Below are 13828 nucleotides of genomic sequence, written 5' to 3' on the forward strand. Positions count from 1 at the left end.
ATGAACGAATATTTCGCCATCTGCCCGCGCGGCCTCGAAGAACTCCTGCTCGAAGAGCTCCGCGGCATCGGCGCCGCAGAGCTGCGTACCACCCACGGTGGGGTCCATTTTTCCGGTGACTGGGCGGTCTGCTACCGCGCCAATCTGGAGTCGCGCCTGGCGACGCGTATCCTCTGGCACCTGGTGACCGGGCCTTACGTCAAGGAAGACGACATCTACCGGCTGGCGCTGCGCCAGTTGTGGCCGAACCATTTCGCGGTGACGCGGACGATGCGTGTGGTGACGACGGCGATCAAGTGTCCGCTGAAGTCGCTCGATTACGTCACGCTGCGCGTCAAGGACGCCGTCTGCGATCGTTTCCGCGAGGACTTCGGCGAACGGCCGAACATCGAGACGCGCGATCCGGACGTCAGCATCCACGTCTTCCTGACCGAGAACCGCTGCACGCTGTACCTCGACACCTCAGGCCGGCCACTGTGGCAACGCGGCTTCCGCAAGGCCAGCGTGGACGCGCCGCTGAAGGAAAATCTCGCCGCCGGCATCCTGAAAATGAGCGGCTGGCAGCCGGGGACGCCGCTGATCGACCCCATGTGCGGCAGTGGCACCTTCCTGCTCGAAGCCGTGCAGGTGGCGCTCGACCGGGCGCCCGGGCTCGATCGCGGCTTCGCCTTCGAGTTGCTGAAGAAGTTTGACGCCCTGGCCTGGGCGCAGATTCGCGCCGCCGCCGAGGCGCGAGTGAAGCCGGTCGCGCCGCTGGCGATTTTTGCTTCCGACAACGACGAGCGCGCCGTTCGCGCCACCCGCCGCAACCTGCAGGAAGCCGGCTTCGCCGACTGCGTGCAGGTCGTGCACGGCGATCTGCTCGACCTCGACGCGCCGGCGCCGGCCGGTATCCTGCTCAGCAACCCGCCCTACGGCGAACGCATCGGCGAACAGGACGAACTGGCAGCCTTCTACCCCCTGCTGGGTAGCGCCCTGAAGCGGCGCTGGGCAGGCTGGAACTGTTTCTTCTTCACTGCCGACCTGCGGCTACCCAAACTGGTCGGCCTCAAGCCGAGCCGCAAGACGCCGCTGTTCAACGGGCCGCTCGAATGCCGGCTGTTCGAGATCCGCATGGTGGCAGGCAGTAACAGGGATCGCTGATGTTGCTTCCGTAGTGCTGCAACGGTGTTTGTTTCTCCGAAGTTTTCCGCGACAATGCGGAGCGAGCCGTCCGGCTCAACATAAAAAACAACACAGGAGAACAGCATGTCCGTCCAGAGTCTTTACGCCAGCAAACGCATGTCGGCCGCCGACGCCATCCAGGTGCTCAGGGATGGCGACACCGTCGTCGTGCCGACCGGCGTTGGCGAACCGCCCAGTCTGCTGACCGCGCTTTCCGAGGCGCGGCGCAACTACCGCGGGATCACCGTTTCGCAGATTCTTCCCTTGCGCAAGTACGGTTACATCGACCCGGAGACGGTCGACCACGTCCGTCACAGCGCCTATTTCTTCGGCGGTGCAACCCGTCCGGGCGGCCAGGAAGGCTGGATCGATTTCGTTCCCGCCTACTTCTCCGAATTGCCGATGTTGCTCAAGCGTGGCCTGACGCCTTCCGACGTCGTCTTCTCGCTGGCTTCGCCGATGGACGAACACGGCTACTTCTCGCTGTCGCTGGCGCCGGACTATACGATGGCGGCGATCGAGAAGGCGCGGGTGGTGGTGCTTGAAGTCAATCCCAACGTGCCTTTCGCCCACGGCGACTGCCACATTCACATTTCCCGGGTCGCTGCCCTGACCGAAAGCAGCGATCCGCTGCTCGAAGTCGGCCTGCCCAAGATCGGCCCGGTCCAGGAAGCGATCGGCGCCCATGTCGCCGAGATGATTCCCGACGGCGCCACCCTGCAGATCGGCTACGGCGGCATTCCCGACGCGGTGGTGATGCAGCTGACCCACAAGCGCGACCTCGGCATCCACACCGAAATGATCGGCGACGGCATCATGACCCTGGTCGAGGCGGGTGTCGTCACCAACCAGCGCAAGAACGTCCATCGTGGCAAGATGCTGGCGACCTTCGCGCTCGGCTCGAAGAAGCTCTACGATTTCATGCACCGCAACCCGGCGCTCGAAATGCACCCGGTCGATTTCACCAACGATCCCTTCCTGGCCGGCCAGAACGACAACCTGCACTGCATCAACGCCACCATGCAGATCGATTTCCTCGGTCAGTGCGGCTCGGAAAGCCTGGGACCAAAGCCTTATTCCGGCACCGGCGGTCAGGCCGACTTCGTCCGCGCGGCGAACCGTTCCAACGGCGGCAAGGCCTTCATCGTCCTGCCGTCGACCGCCAAGGACGACACGATTTCCCGGATCGTGCCGACGCTGACCCCGGGGGCGCACGTCAGCACCAGCAAGAACGACATCAACTATGTCGTCACCGAGTTCGGTGTTGCCCAGTTGCGTGGCAAGAGCGCCAAGCAGCGCTGCGAGGCGCTGATCGCCATCGCCCACCCCAATTTCCGCGAGGAGCTGCGGGCGGCGGCGAAAAAGCTGAATCTTCTGTGAGGCACTGAGATGGGTTTGCCGAAGCGATTTTCCGACCAGGAACTGGAACAGATTGTCGAAGAGGCAACCATCTACATGTGCGCCTGTCCGGGCCAGGTGGCGGCGCAGTTGCGCAGTTTGCGCGAACTGCACCGCTACCAGATGTGCTGCGCGACGGAGCCGGAAAATGACGGCAGCGTGCACCGCACGATTGCCGACGCAACCGAGAAATCTCACGCCACCATGGAGGCCTGCCTGGAACAGGTGCTGGCGATCGAGGGCTGGGACCGGCACACCCTGAAGATGCCGGAAGGCTTGCGCCGCAAGCGGGCCGATCTGATCGATCGGGAACTTTCCTGAACGCTGGCGATTACATTCTGTAGCAATTTTTTCTGGCCCCGCCGGGCGCGAGCACTTAAGCTTTTGCCATTAGCCAGGGGGTTTCCATGAAATACGCCAGAGCCTTTTTGCTGTGTTGCGGCCTGTTCATGCTGTTCGGCCAGGAAGCGCTGGCGCATGGGCACCGGACCCGCGTCGGCGTGGTCATCGGGGTGCCGCTTTGGGGGCCATTCTGGGACCCGTTTCCCTGGCATCCTTACTATCCGCCTTATCCGCCGGTCGTCGTTACGCCACCGCCGCCACCTGTCTATATCGAGCAGGCCGAGCCGCTTGCGGCGCCAGCGCCGGCAACCGAGGATTACTGGTATTACTGCAGCAGTGCCCGGGCCTATTACCCCGATGTGCGCTCCTGTCCCGAAGACTGGCTACCGGTGCTGCCGCGGTCCGCTAAATGAAAGGCTGAATCCCATGTCCAGCGTATTCCGTTTTTCCCTGCTTCCCTGTCTGTTGGCGCTTGGCGCCTGCACGGTATTGCCTACCGGTCCCAGCGTCATGGTCCTGCCGGGCAGTGGCCGCAGCATCGAGAGTTTTCGGGCCGACGAGGCCTGGTGCAAGGACGATGCGATGCGCCAGATCGGCGGCACCAATGCCGGCGAGGCTGCTCGCGAATCGGCGGTGACCAGTGCTGCCGTTGGGGCAGCGGTTGGTGCCCTGGCTGGTGCGGCGATCGGCGGTAACAGTCGAGGCGCCGGGGTTGGTGCCGGGGTCGGCCTGCTCGGCGGAACCGCTGCCGGCGCCGAGCATGGTCGCGCTTCGCGGGTTGGCACCCAGCGCCAGTACGACAACGCCTACGTGCAGTGCATGTACGCCAAGGGACACCGCGTGCCGGTGTCGGGCAGTTTCAGCCAGGGGCGTGCGCAGCGCGCCGAGGATGCCGGGATTCCGGCGCCCCCGGCGGGCAAGCCGCCGGCACCGCCGCCCGGCGTGCGTTGACTCAGGCGACGCCGGCGCTGTGCGCCTGCTGATCGGCCCAGTAGCTTGAACGCACCATCGGCGCGCAGGCGGCGCCGGTGAAGCCCATTTTTTTTGCTTCTTCTTCGTACATCTTGAACACGTCCGGATGGACGTAGCGCGTCACCGGCAGGTGATGGCCGGACGGCGCCAGGTACTGGCCGATGGTCAGCATCTCGACGTCGTGGGCGCGCAGGTCGCGCATCACGTCGAGGATTTCCTCGTCGGTTTCGCCCAGGCCGACCATCAGGCCGGACTTGGTCGACACCTTCGGGTAGCGGGCCTTGAACTGCTTGAGGAATTCCAGCGAGTGCTGGTAGTCGGCGCCGGGGCGGGCCTGCTTGTAGAGGCGCGGCACGGTTTCCAGGTTGTGATTGAGGACATCGGGCAGGGCGCCGCCGAGGACGTCGAGCGCGACGTCCATGCGGCCGCGGAAGTCGGGAACCAGGGTTTCAATGGTGGTCGTCGGTGACAGTTCGCGGACGTTGCTGATGACATCGACGAAGTGCTGGGCGCCGCCGTCACGCAGGTCATCACGGTCGACGCTGGTGATCACGACGTAACGCAGCTTCAGCGCGGCGACCGATTCGGCGAGTTCGCCCGGTTCGTCCGGATTGGGCGGCAGCGGCTGGCCGTGACCGACGTCGCAGAAAGGGCAGCGGCGCGTGCAGATGTCGCCGAGGATCATGAAGGTGGCAGTGCCGCGGCCGAAGCATTCGCCGATGTTCGGGCAGGTGGCTTCTTCGCAGACGGTGTGCAGCTTCTTCTCGCGCAGCATGGTCTTGATCTCGCCGAAGCGGCCGGCGCTGTTGCCGGCCTTGACGCGGATCCACTCCGGTTTGCGCAGCGGTTCGGCGGCTGGGACGATCTTGATCGGGATGCGCGCGGTTTTCAGTTCGCCCTTTTGCTTGACGCCTTTTTGCTTCGTTTCAGCCATGTTGTTTGTCCAGTTGCTGCAGCAGTTGCTGCGAGAGTTGCTCGCCCGCCTCGTGAGCGGTGAGCGGAATGCCCAGGTCCTTGGTCTGGATCACCTGCAGGCCGGGATAGCCGCAGGGGTTGATCGCGGCGAACGGTGACAGGTCCATGTCCACGTTCAGCGAGACGCCGTGGTAGGAGCAGCCGTTGCGGATGCGCAGGCCGAGCGCCGCCACTTTGGCCGGGCCGACATAGACGCCGGGCGCGCCGTCGCGCCGTTCCGCCGTCACGCCGTGGGTGGCGAGGAGGTCGATCACCGCCTGTTCGATGGCGCTGACCAACTCACGGACCTTGATTTTCAGCCGTGACAGGTCGAGCAGCAGGTAGATCACCACCTGGCCGGGGCCGTGGTAGGTGACCTGGCCGCCGCGGTCGATCTTGACCAGCGGGATGCCGACGTCGCGCAGGATGTGTTCGGGCTTGCCGGCCTGGCCCAGGGTATAGACCGGCGGGTGTTCGACGATCCATAGCTCGTCCGGCGTCTCGGCAGTGCGCGTCGCGGTGAAATCCTGCATGGCCTGGAAGGTCGGCGCGTAATCGACCCGCCCCAAGCGTTTGACGACGATGTTCACGTCAGAGCACGACCTTGACCAGCGGGTGGGCGGTCAGTTCCATGTACAGCGCGTCGAGCTGCGGCTTCGAGGTGGCGACCACGGTACAGGTCAGGCTCAAGTAGTTGCCGCCAGAGCTGGCGCGCATTTCCATCGTCGCGCCGTCGAAATCGGGAGCGTGCCGGGTGACGATGGTCAGCACCGCCTGGGCGAGTTCGTCGTGCGCCTTGCCCATGATCTTCAGGGGGAAGGCGCAGGGAAATTCGAGGAGGGTGTCCTTGTACGAAGCCATCTCAGCCTTTGCGCATGATCGTGTTCTTGAAATCCTGATACCACTGCCACATCCGTTCGCCGACCGGACCGGGTCTGCCATCGCCGACGGGTTCGCCGTCGAGCGTGGTGATCGCCAGCACTTCCTTGGTCGACGAGGTCATCCAGACCTCGTCGGCGGCGCGAAGTTCCGCTTCGGCGATTTCGCGCACTTCCAGGGGTTGCAGGTGCTGCTCTGCCAGCTCGAGGATCACGTCGTAGGTGATGCCGGGCAGCATCAGTTGCGTCTTCGGCGGCGCCAGCAGCAGGCCATTCTTGACCACGAAGACGTTCGATGCGGCGCCTTCCTTGACGTAGCCGTCGCGGATCAGCAGCGCTTCGGCGCAGCCCTGTTCGACCGCCTGCTGACGGGCCAGCACGTTGGCCAGCAGCGAGATCACCTTGAGGTCGCAACGCGCCCAGCGCTGATCGGCGACGGTGATCGCGGCGACGCCGGCAGCGCGGACAGCGGCGCTTGGCGTGACCAGCGGCGAAGCGAAGGCGAACACCGTCGCCGGCACGCTTTTCGGTGGAAAGGCGTGGTCGCGCTTGTCGTCGGCGCCGCGGGTGACCTGCAGGTAGATCGACTGGTCGTCCCAGGGCGCGTGTTCGACCAGGCGCTCGACGATCCCCTGCCATTCGGCGAGCGGCAGCGGGTTGTCGAGGTGGATGCCGGCCAGTGTCGCCTGCAATCGTGCGAGATGCTCCGCGATCCGGAACGGGCGGCGGGAATAGACGGGAATCACCTCATAAACGCCGTCGCCGTAGAGAAAGCCACGGTCAAGTGGCGAAACGCCGGCTTGCGCCAGCGGCAGAAACTGCCCGTTGAGATAAACGGGGTCGGCGACGTAAGGGGTCATGGCATCAGTTGAACCAGAGTCTGACGGTATCGAAGGCTCTGCCGAAGATGCCGGCGAGCGGGATATTTTCAAGAGCCGGGACGAGGTATTCCCCGTAGGGCTTGCCGTCCAGGGTCAGTTTCAGCGTGGTCACGGCCTGGCCCTGCTGGACCGGTGCCATCAGCCGTGACGGATTGACCAGTTGTGCCTGCAGCTTGCTGGCCAATCCCTTCGGTACGGCGACGATGAAATCGTTGGCAAAGCCGGCCGTGACCTGGTTCTCTTCGCCCTTCCAGACGCGCTGCGTCGACACCGCCTGGCCCTTCTTGTAGAGCGTCACCGCGTCGTAGGCGAAGAAGCCCCAGTTGAGCAGCTTCTGCGATTCGCTGGCGCGCTCGGCGTCGGAAGCGGTGCCCAGAACCACCGACAGCAGGCGGCGCTGGTTGCGCATCGCCGACGAGATCAGGCAGTAGCCGGCGGCGTCGGTGTGGCCGGTCTTGACGCCGTCCACGCTGGGGTCGGACCACAACAGGCGGTTGCGGTTGGGTTGGGTAATGCCGCCGTAGCTGAATTCCTTCATCGAGTAATAGCGGCGGTATTCTTCCGGAAATTCGCGGATCAGCGCGCCCGCCAGGCGGGCGAGGTCGTGGGCGGTGGTGTAATGCGCCGGGTCGGGCATGCCGGTGGCGTTGCGGAAGCTGGTCGCGGTCATGCCGAGGCGGCGGGCTTCACGGTTCATCTGGTCGACGAAGGCCTGCTCGCTGCCGGCAATCCCCTCGGCGAGGACGATGCAGGCATCGTTGCCGGACTGGACGATCATGCCCTTGATCAGATCGTCGACGGCGACCGCGTCCCCGACCTTGACGAACATCTTGGAGCCGCCCATGCGCCACGCCTTCTCGGAGACCGGCAGCTTCTGCTGCAGGTTCAGCGTCTTCTGGCGCAGTGCCGAGAAGCTCAGGTAAGCGGTCATCAACTTGGTCAGCGACGCGGGTTCCAGGCGCTGATTGGGCTTTTCGGCGGCGAGGGTCTGCCCCGAGCCCATTTCGATCAGCAGCCAGGATTTGGCGGCGAGTTGCGGTGGCGTGACTTGCGCCTGCGCGAGTGCCGGAAAGGAAAGAATGAGAACGGCCGCCAGCGCGGCCAGTTTGCGGAAAAGCATCGGGAGATGGGGGAGGGGAATGGAGTGCGGATTATAACTCGCCCGCTGCAGCAGGCTGTGGGGCGGCACGGCACAACACCTCGACCGCCGGGTGGCGGATGCGCCGTTCGTTGGAAATGGCGTAGATGTGTTCGCTGACACCGTCCAGTGCGCCGATCGGGCGGGCGTCGTATTCGCTGGCGAGTTGCGCGGCGAGGGCGAGCGGCGCCGGGAAGATGCCGAAGCCGCCACGGCCGAAGGTGGTGAGCAGGGCGCTGTCCTCGAATTCGCCGACGATGCGCGGTGCCACCTGGTTTTCCTCGAGCCAGCGGTCGATGCGGTTACGCAGCGCGTTGTGCCGCGTCGGCAGCAGCAGCGGCGCGCGCGCCAGACTGTCCGGGAAACCACTGCCGTAGCGCTCGCTGAGTGGCGCGGTGGCGAAGAGGGCGGTGGGAAATTCGCCGAGGTGGGTGCTGAACACCTTCAGGTTGCTGCCGACCGGCGCGGGGCGGTCGGTGAGCACGACGTCGAGGCGGTGCAGCGCCAGTTCGGCGAGCAGGTTTTCGAATTCGCCCTCGTCGCAGATCAGGCGCACGTCGCCCGGCATCGCGCTGACCTGGTTGAGCAGCCGGTAGGCGAGCAGTTTTGGGATGCCGTCGGAGATGCCGACGCGCAGGCGCAGGATGGCGTCGTCGCCATCGTGCTGCAAGGCTTCCTCCAGTTGCTCGCCGAGCAAGAAGATCTGGTCGGCGTAGGCCAGTGCCTTGCGCCCGGCGTCGCTCAGCACCAGACCGCGTCCCTGGTTGTTGAACAGGGCCTTGCCCAGTTGGCGTTCGAGCAGACCGAGCTGGCCGCTGATCGTCTGCACGGCGACGCCGAGGCGCTCGGCGGCACGGGTGATGCTGCCTTCCTTGGCGACGACCCAGAAGTAGTGGAGGTGTTTGTAGTTGAGCATGGTTTTCGAAAAAAACGAAGTTGACCTCAATTTTGCTACGTTTTTTTCGTTATTCCAACGCGTGTTAACATGGCGCCGTTTTCATCACACCCGGAGTTCAACATGAAACGCGTCGTACTTTTCCTGCTGACCAACCTGGCGGTCATGCTGGTACTCAGCGTGGTGACCAGTCTGCTCGGCGTCAATCGTTTCCTCACCGCCAACGGTCTCGATCTCGGCATGCTGCTGGCTTTCGCCGCAGTGATCGGCTTCGGCGGCTCCTTCATTTCACTGCTGATGTCCAAGCCGATGGCCAAGTGGAGTACCGGCGCTCGCGTCATCGAGCACCCGTCGTCGTCCACCGAAGTCTGGCTGGTCGATACCGTTGCCCGCCTGGCCAAGCGCGCCAACCTGCCGATGCCGGAAGTGGCGATCTACGATGGCGAACCGAACGCTTTCGCTACCGGCGCCAGCAAGAGCAGTTCGCTGGTCGCGGTGTCCACCGGCCTGTTGCAGAGCATGACCCGTGATGAAGTCGAGGCGGTGCTGGCGCACGAAGTGGCGCACATCGCCAACGGCGACATGGTGACGCTGACGCTGATCCAGGGCGTCGTCAACACCTTCGTCATCTTCATTTCGCGTGTCGTCGGCTATCTGGTCGATTCCTTCCTGCGCCGCAACGACTCGGAGAGCAGCGGCCCGGGGATCGGTTACATGGTCACCAGCATGATCTGCGAGATCGTCTTCGGCATTCTTGCCAGCATCGTCGTCGCCTGGTTTTCGCGGCAGCGCGAGTTCCGTGCCGACGCCGGTGCCGCCGGGCTGATGGGCTCGCCAGTACCGATGCAGAACGCGCTGCGTCGCCTCGGTAACCTGCATACCGAACCCCTGCCGCAGAACATGGCGGCGTCCGGTATCGCTGGCGGCAAGGGCGGATTCATGGCGCTTTTTTCCACCCATCCGCCGCTCGAGGAACGCATCGCCGCCCTCGGCGGCCGCTGACCGGGTAGCAAAAAGGGAGACCGCGGTCTCCCTTTTTTGTGGCTGGCGGGGTGGTCAATATTCGACGCTGCGTAGCGCCTCCTCGATCAGCAGCAATTGCTGTTCGATGTCCCGGGCGGCCTGGTCCTGCACCGCTTCGCTGGCGTCGCCAAGTTGTAGCGTGAAATTGAGTACCTGCCGGGTCAGGTGGTAAATCCCCCACATTTCGATCTGTTCGGCGTGCTGGATCAGCTCGCTGGCTTCCAGTTCGATCGCGTAAACGTCGATCGGCAGCACTTCCAGTGCCTCGTGCATGCGGGCGACGCGCTCCTCGGCGTCCTGCACGAAGAGGCGGTCGAGTACGTCGGAGCGTTCGCCAGGTTTGCTCGACGGGCGCAAGGCCGTTTCCAGACGGCCGGTGAAATGACGCAGACGCTCGCCGAAATGTGGGTTTTCCAGGCCGCCCTCGTCGAGCAGGGCTTCGGTGGCCGCGCTCAGGGCGGCGCTCAGACGGTTGCCCGGCGCTTTGTGTTCGAGGTGGTCGGCAACGCTGGCCAGGGTTTCGCCGAAGCGCAGGCAGTCGGCTTCGCCGGTTTCGATGGCCACGGCGAGCAGCGCGAAGACCCGGGGGCGAATCGTTTCAGGGGCGCTGCGGCCGTGCTTTGACCAGCCATCGGCCAGGTTCCGGCAGGCGGTTTGCCAGCGCTTGTTGAGTTCAGGTGGGTAGCGCGCCGGCTGGGTCTTGCCGACCCAGGGCAGGATGGACGCCATGGCATCCATCGTCGGAGCGAGGGCGGAACGGGTTTTCTCGATATCGTCGTCGGGAAATTGGGCCATCGTCCTCGCTCCTGTGTGGTGATTACCCCGCCAGTTTAGCGAAAGCGTCGACCACTTCGGGCGGTGCCTGCACCAGTTCGACGAGCACGCCTTCGCCGCCGATCGGGAATTCCTCGTTGCCTTTCGGATGCAGGAAGCAGATGTCGAAGCCGGCAGCGCCCTTGCGGATGCCGCCGGGAGCGAAGCGCACGCCGTTGGCGGACAGCCATTCGACGGCCTTCGGCAGGTCGTCGATCCAAAGGCCAACGTGGTTCAGCGGCGTCGTGTGCACGGCCGGTTTCTTTTCCGGATCGAGCGGCTGCATCAGGTCGACCTCGACCTTGAACGGCCCTTTGCCCATCGCACAGATGTCCTCGTCGACGTTCTCGCGCTCCGACATGAAGGTGCCGGTGACTTCGAGGCCGAGCCTGTCGACCCACAGAGTCTTGAGTTTTTCCTTGGACGGGCCGCCGATGGCGATTTGCTGGATGCCGAGAACCTTGAACGGACGAGTCATGCGTTATCTCCCTGTCGGGCTGTGGGTTGAGTAATCCATAATTATAGGGATTTCCGGCGGTAGGCCAAGACCAGTAGCGTGACGCCGGCAAGGATCATCGGCAGCGACAGCCACTGCCCCATGCTGACCGTGTACGATTGGCCGAAGATGCCGTGGTCGGGCTCGCGGAAGAACTCGGTGATGAAGCGGAAGCTGCCGTAACCGATCAGGAAGACGCCCGAGGCGGCGCCGGTCGGTCGGGGCTTCGCGGTCCATAGCCAGAGGATGGCGAACAAGGTCAGCCCCTCGAGGCCGACGTGGTAAAGCTGCGACGGGTGGCGCGGCTCGAGACTGCCTGATTGCGGAAAGACCATCGCCCAGGGCAGTGCCGGGTCGGCCAGCCGGCCCCACAGCTCGCCGTTGATGAAGTTGCCGACGCGCCCGGCGGCCAGGCCGAGCGGCACCAGCGGCGCGATGAAGTCGGTCACGGTCAGCCAGCGCAGACGGTTTTTCTTTGCCCACAGCGTCATTGCCAGCAAGACGCCGAGGAAGCCGCCGTGGAAACTCATGCCACCCTTCCAGACGGCGAGGATCTCGAACGGGTTGCTCAGGTAGTAGCCGGGTTCGTAGAACAGCACCTGGCCCAGGCGACCGCCGAGCACGACGCCGAGCACGCCGTAGAAGAGCAGGTCGTCGAGCTGTTCGGCGCTGACCGGCGCCAGCTTCTGGCGGATGCGCAGGCGACCGAGGGCGATGAACTGGAGGAAGGCCAGCAGGTACATCAGGCCGTACCAGCGGATGGCGAGCGGGCCCAGTGAAATGGCAACGGGATCGAACTGAGGATGGAGCAGCATGGTCGAATCGATTCGGCTAGAATTGGCCGATTATAGATCGCGACCGTGACAGCTACGTGCCGGCGCCAGATACACACGGAGAGTGAGCATGCCCCAGTACCGTTCCCGCACTTCCACCCATGGCCGCAACATGGCCGGCGCCCGCGCCCTGTGGCGCGCGACCGGCATGAAGGATGGCGACTTCGGCAAGCCGATCATCGCCGTCGTCAACAGCTTCACCCAGTTTGTTCCCGGCCATGTTCACCTCAAGGACATGGGTCAGCTGGTCGCCCGCGAGATCGAGGCGGCCGGTGGGATTGCCAAGGAATTCAACACCATCGCCATCGACGACGGCATCGCCATGGGTCATGGCGGCATGCTTTACTCGCTGCCGTCGCGCGACCTGATCGCCGATTCGGTCGAATACATGGTCAATGCCCATTGCGCCGACGCGATGGTCTGCATCTCGAACTGCGACAAGATCACCCCGGGCATGTTGATGGCGGCGATGCGCCTCAACATCCCGGTCGTCTTCGTTTCCGGCGGGCCGATGGAGGCCGGCAAGGTCAGCTGGAAAGACCAGACGATCAAGGTCGACCTCATCGACGCGATGATCAAGGCCGGCGACAAGACCGTCTCCGACGCCGAAGTCGAAAGCTTCGAGCGCTCCGCCTGCCCGACCTGCGGCTCGTGCTCAGGGATGTTCACCGCCAACTCGATGAACTGCCTGACCGAGGCTCTCGGTCTGAGCTTGCCCGGCAACGGGACCGTCGTCGCCACGCACGCCGACCGCAAGCAACTGTTCCTGCGCGCCGGCCGTCTCGCCGTCGAACTCTGCCGCCGTTACTACGAGCAGGAAGACGCTTCGGTGCTGCCGCGCGCGATCGCCAGCAAGGCGGCCTTCGAGAACGCCATCACGCTCGACGTCGCGATGGGTGGCTCGACCAATACCGTGCTCCACCTGCTGGCCACCGCGCGCGAGGCTGAAGTCGATTTCACGATGGCCGACATCGACCGCATCTCGCGCCGGACGCCGTGCCTGGCCAAGGTGGCGCCGGCGACGCAGAAATACCACATCGAGGACGTGCATCGCGCCGGCGGCATCATGGGTATCCTTGCCGAGTTGGCGCGCGCCGGTCTGATCCATACGGAGGTGTCGACCGTGCACATGAAGACGCTGGGCGAGGCGATCCATACCTACGATGTCACGCACAGCGCGGCACCTGACGTGCTCGAGTTCTTCAAGGCGGCACCGGGTGGCGTGCCGACGCAGACCGCGTTCTCCCAGGATCGCCGCTATCCCGAGCTCGATCTCGACCGCACCAACGGCTGCATCCGCAACCAGGCCAACGCCTACTCGCAGGATGGCGGTCTGGCCGTGCTCTACGGCAACATCGCGGTCGATGGCTGCATCGTCAAGACGGCCGGCGTCGATGAGTCGATCTGGAAATTCAGCGGTCGGGCGCGTGTTTTCGAAAGCCAGGATGCGGCGGTGGAAGCGATCCTGGGCGGGAAAGTCGTTGCCGGCGACGTCGTCGTGATCCGCTACGAAGGGCCGAAGGGCGGCCCGGGCATGCAAGAAATGCTTTATCCGACCTCGTACCTGAAGTCGATGGGCTTGGGCAAGGAATGTGCATTGCTCACCGACGGCCGTTTCTCCGGCGGTACCTCGGGCCTGTCGATTGGTCATGCCTCGCCTGAGGCTGCCGATGGCGGTGCCATCGGCCTGGTCGAAGAGGGCGACGTGATCGAGATCGACATCCCGGGGCGGCGTATCCATCTCGCGCTCGCCGATGAAGAACTGGCGGCTCGGCGGACGGCGATGGAGGCGCGCGGCGCGGCGGCGTGGCAACCGCTTGCTCGGCAGCGCGTGGTGTCGCCAGCCCTGCAGGCCTACGCGTTGATGGCGACCTCGGCGGACAAGGGTGCGGTGCGCGATGTGACGCAGATTCAGCGGCGCAAGTGATGCGAGTCAACCTTGAGCTGTTTCGTCCGTTAATGGAATCGTCAGACGGGCAAAATCAGCACGCCGGCAAAATGTGAAATGTTGTAACTGTGAATTGCGATTGGCGGTGAAGGG

Annotated in this window: 16 protein-coding genes; 7 read left to right on the forward strand and 9 right to left on the reverse strand. The window is 64.4% G+C overall.

Features of this window, described 5'->3' with window-relative positions; translation table 11 throughout:
- From ACE3OV_RS06415 to ACE3OV_RS06435, 5 genes are all read left to right on the forward strand, one after another.
- Complete coding sequence (locus ACE3OV_RS06415) at positions 1-1143, forward strand: class I SAM-dependent RNA methyltransferase (protein ID WP_374326142.1); 1143 nt, start codon at positions 1-3, stop codon at positions 1141-1143.
- 105 nt (positions 1144-1248) lie between these two features.
- Positions 1249-2544 carry an acetyl-CoA hydrolase/transferase family protein gene (locus ACE3OV_RS06420; protein ID WP_374326143.1) on the forward strand — a complete coding sequence of 432 codons (1296 nt, stop codon included), beginning with the start codon at positions 1249-1251 and terminating at the stop codon, positions 2542-2544.
- A gap of 9 nt (positions 2545-2553) precedes the next feature.
- Positions 2554-2883: a hypothetical protein gene (locus tag ACE3OV_RS06425; RefSeq protein WP_374326144.1), complete on the forward strand. Its 330-nt coding sequence runs from the start codon at positions 2554-2556 to the stop codon at positions 2881-2883.
- 86 nt (positions 2884-2969) lie between these two features.
- The gene (locus ACE3OV_RS06430) at positions 2970-3317 is read left to right on the forward strand and encodes a hypothetical protein (protein ID WP_374326145.1); all 348 of its coding nucleotides are present in this window, start codon (positions 2970-2972) and stop codon (positions 3315-3317) included.
- Between the two features lie 13 nt (positions 3318-3330).
- A complete protein-coding gene (locus ACE3OV_RS06435) occupies positions 3331-3855 on the forward strand; it encodes a YMGG-like glycine zipper-containing protein (protein ID WP_374326146.1) in 525 nt (174 codons plus the stop codon).
- Between the two features lies 1 nt (position 3856).
- On the opposite strand, the gene lipA is transcribed toward ACE3OV_RS06435, so the two are convergent.
- The 6 genes from lipA to ACE3OV_RS06465 are packed head-to-tail and all read right to left on the reverse strand — an operon-like array spanning position 3857 to position 8643.
- Positions 3857-4810: a lipoyl synthase gene (lipA, locus tag ACE3OV_RS06440; RefSeq protein ID WP_374326147.1), complete on the reverse strand. Its 954-nt coding sequence runs from the start codon at positions 4808-4810 to the stop codon at positions 3857-3859.
- Positions 4803-5414, reverse strand: coding sequence for a lipoyl(octanoyl) transferase LipB (gene lipB, locus ACE3OV_RS06445; RefSeq protein WP_374326242.1), 612 nt, complete (start codon positions 5412-5414; stop codon positions 4803-4805). The genes lipA and lipB overlap by 8 nt, the downstream gene beginning before the upstream one ends.
- Positions 5415-5421: 7 nt before the next feature.
- Positions 5422-5691 carry a YbeD family protein gene (locus ACE3OV_RS06450; RefSeq protein ID WP_374326148.1) on the reverse strand — a complete coding sequence of 90 codons (270 nt, stop codon included), beginning with the start codon at positions 5689-5691 and terminating at the stop codon, positions 5422-5424.
- Position 5692: 1 nt separating this feature from the next.
- A complete protein-coding gene (locus tag ACE3OV_RS06455; protein WP_374326149.1) occupies positions 5693-6568 on the reverse strand; it encodes a D-amino acid aminotransferase in 876 nt (291 codons plus the stop codon).
- Between the two features lie 4 nt (positions 6569-6572).
- On the reverse strand, positions 6573-7709 hold the full coding sequence (locus ACE3OV_RS06460) for a D-alanyl-D-alanine carboxypeptidase family protein (RefSeq protein ID WP_374326150.1): 1137 nt from the start codon (positions 7707-7709) through the stop codon (positions 6573-6575).
- Positions 7710-7740: 31 nt separating this feature from the next.
- Positions 7741-8643, reverse strand: coding sequence for a LysR family transcriptional regulator (locus ACE3OV_RS06465; protein WP_374326151.1), 903 nt, complete (start codon positions 8641-8643; stop codon positions 7741-7743).
- Between the two features lie 102 nt (positions 8644-8745).
- Between ACE3OV_RS06465 and htpX the strand changes: the two genes are divergently transcribed.
- On the forward strand, positions 8746-9624 hold the full coding sequence (gene htpX, locus ACE3OV_RS06470) for a protease HtpX (protein ID WP_374326152.1): 879 nt from the start codon (positions 8746-8748) through the stop codon (positions 9622-9624).
- Positions 9625-9678: 54 nt separating this feature from the next.
- Here the strand turns inward: htpX and ACE3OV_RS06475 are convergent, their stop codons facing one another.
- From ACE3OV_RS06475 to lgt, 3 genes are read right to left on the reverse strand one after another with little or no spacing between them, the layout of a single operon-like run.
- The gene (locus tag ACE3OV_RS06475; protein WP_374326153.1) at positions 9679-10440 is read right to left on the reverse strand and encodes a hypothetical protein; all 762 of its coding nucleotides are present in this window, start codon (positions 10438-10440) and stop codon (positions 9679-9681) included.
- 22 nt (positions 10441-10462) lie between these two features.
- Positions 10463-10936, reverse strand: coding sequence for a VOC family protein (locus tag ACE3OV_RS06480; protein ID WP_374326154.1), 474 nt, complete (start codon positions 10934-10936; stop codon positions 10463-10465).
- Between the two features lie 41 nt (positions 10937-10977).
- Positions 10978-11769: a prolipoprotein diacylglyceryl transferase gene (gene lgt / locus ACE3OV_RS06485; protein WP_374326155.1), complete on the reverse strand. Its 792-nt coding sequence runs from the start codon at positions 11767-11769 to the stop codon at positions 10978-10980.
- Between the two features lie 88 nt (positions 11770-11857).
- Here lgt and ilvD point away from each other — a divergent pair, with 88 nt between their 5' ends.
- Positions 11858-13714 (forward strand): dihydroxy-acid dehydratase, encoded by a 1857-nt coding sequence (ilvD, locus tag ACE3OV_RS06490; RefSeq protein WP_374326156.1) that lies wholly within the window; start codon positions 11858-11860, stop codon positions 13712-13714.
- The last annotated feature ends 114 nt before the right edge of the window (positions 13715-13828 follow it).

This window comes from Azonexus sp. (assembly GCF_041909095.1).
GTDB lineage: Bacteria > Pseudomonadota > Gammaproteobacteria > Burkholderiales > Rhodocyclaceae > Azonexus.

Bases quoted from the DNA above. Each gene is read 5' to 3' on its own strand.
- ACE3OV_RS06475 (WP_374326153.1), bottom strand. From the start codon at position 10,440: ATGGCCCAATTTCCCGACGACGATATCGAGAAAACCCGTTCCGCCCTC.
- ACE3OV_RS06465 (WP_374326151.1), bottom strand. From the start codon at position 8,643: ATGCTCAACTACAAACACCTCCACTACTTCTGGGTCGTCGCCAAGGAA.
- ACE3OV_RS06430 (WP_374326145.1), top strand. From the start codon at position 2,970: ATGAAATACGCCAGAGCCTTTTTGCTGTGTTGCGGCCTGTTCATGCTG.
- ACE3OV_RS06435 (WP_374326146.1), top strand. From the start codon at position 3,331: ATGTCCAGCGTATTCCGTTTTTCCCTGCTTCCCTGTCTGTTGGCGCTT.
- ilvD (WP_374326156.1), top strand. From the start codon at position 11,858: ATGCCCCAGTACCGTTCCCGCACTTCCACCCATGGCCGCAACATGGCC.
- ACE3OV_RS06425 (WP_374326144.1), top strand. From the start codon at position 2,554: ATGGGTTTGCCGAAGCGATTTTCCGACCAGGAACTGGAACAGATTGTC.
- ACE3OV_RS06455 (WP_374326149.1), bottom strand. From the start codon at position 6,568: ATGACCCCTTACGTCGCCGACCCCGTTTATCTCAACGGGCAGTTTCTG.
- ACE3OV_RS06415 (WP_374326142.1), top strand. From the start codon at position 1: ATGAACGAATATTTCGCCATCTGCCCGCGCGGCCTCGAAGAACTCCTG.
- ACE3OV_RS06480 (WP_374326154.1), bottom strand. From the start codon at position 10,936: ATGACTCGTCCGTTCAAGGTTCTCGGCATCCAGCAAATCGCCATCGGC.
- ACE3OV_RS06450 (WP_374326148.1), bottom strand. From the start codon at position 5,691: ATGGCTTCGTACAAGGACACCCTCCTCGAATTTCCCTGCGCCTTCCCC.
- htpX (WP_374326152.1), top strand. From the start codon at position 8,746: ATGAAACGCGTCGTACTTTTCCTGCTGACCAACCTGGCGGTCATGCTG.
- ACE3OV_RS06420 (WP_374326143.1), top strand. From the start codon at position 1,249: ATGTCCGTCCAGAGTCTTTACGCCAGCAAACGCATGTCGGCCGCCGAC.
- ACE3OV_RS06460 (WP_374326150.1), bottom strand. From the start codon at position 7,709: ATGCTTTTCCGCAAACTGGCCGCGCTGGCGGCCGTTCTCATTCTTTCC.
- lipA (WP_374326147.1), bottom strand. From the start codon at position 4,810: ATGGCTGAAACGAAGCAAAAAGGCGTCAAGCAAAAGGGCGAACTGAAA.
- lgt (WP_374326155.1), bottom strand. From the start codon at position 11,769: ATGCTGCTCCATCCTCAGTTCGATCCCGTTGCCATTTCACTGGGCCCG.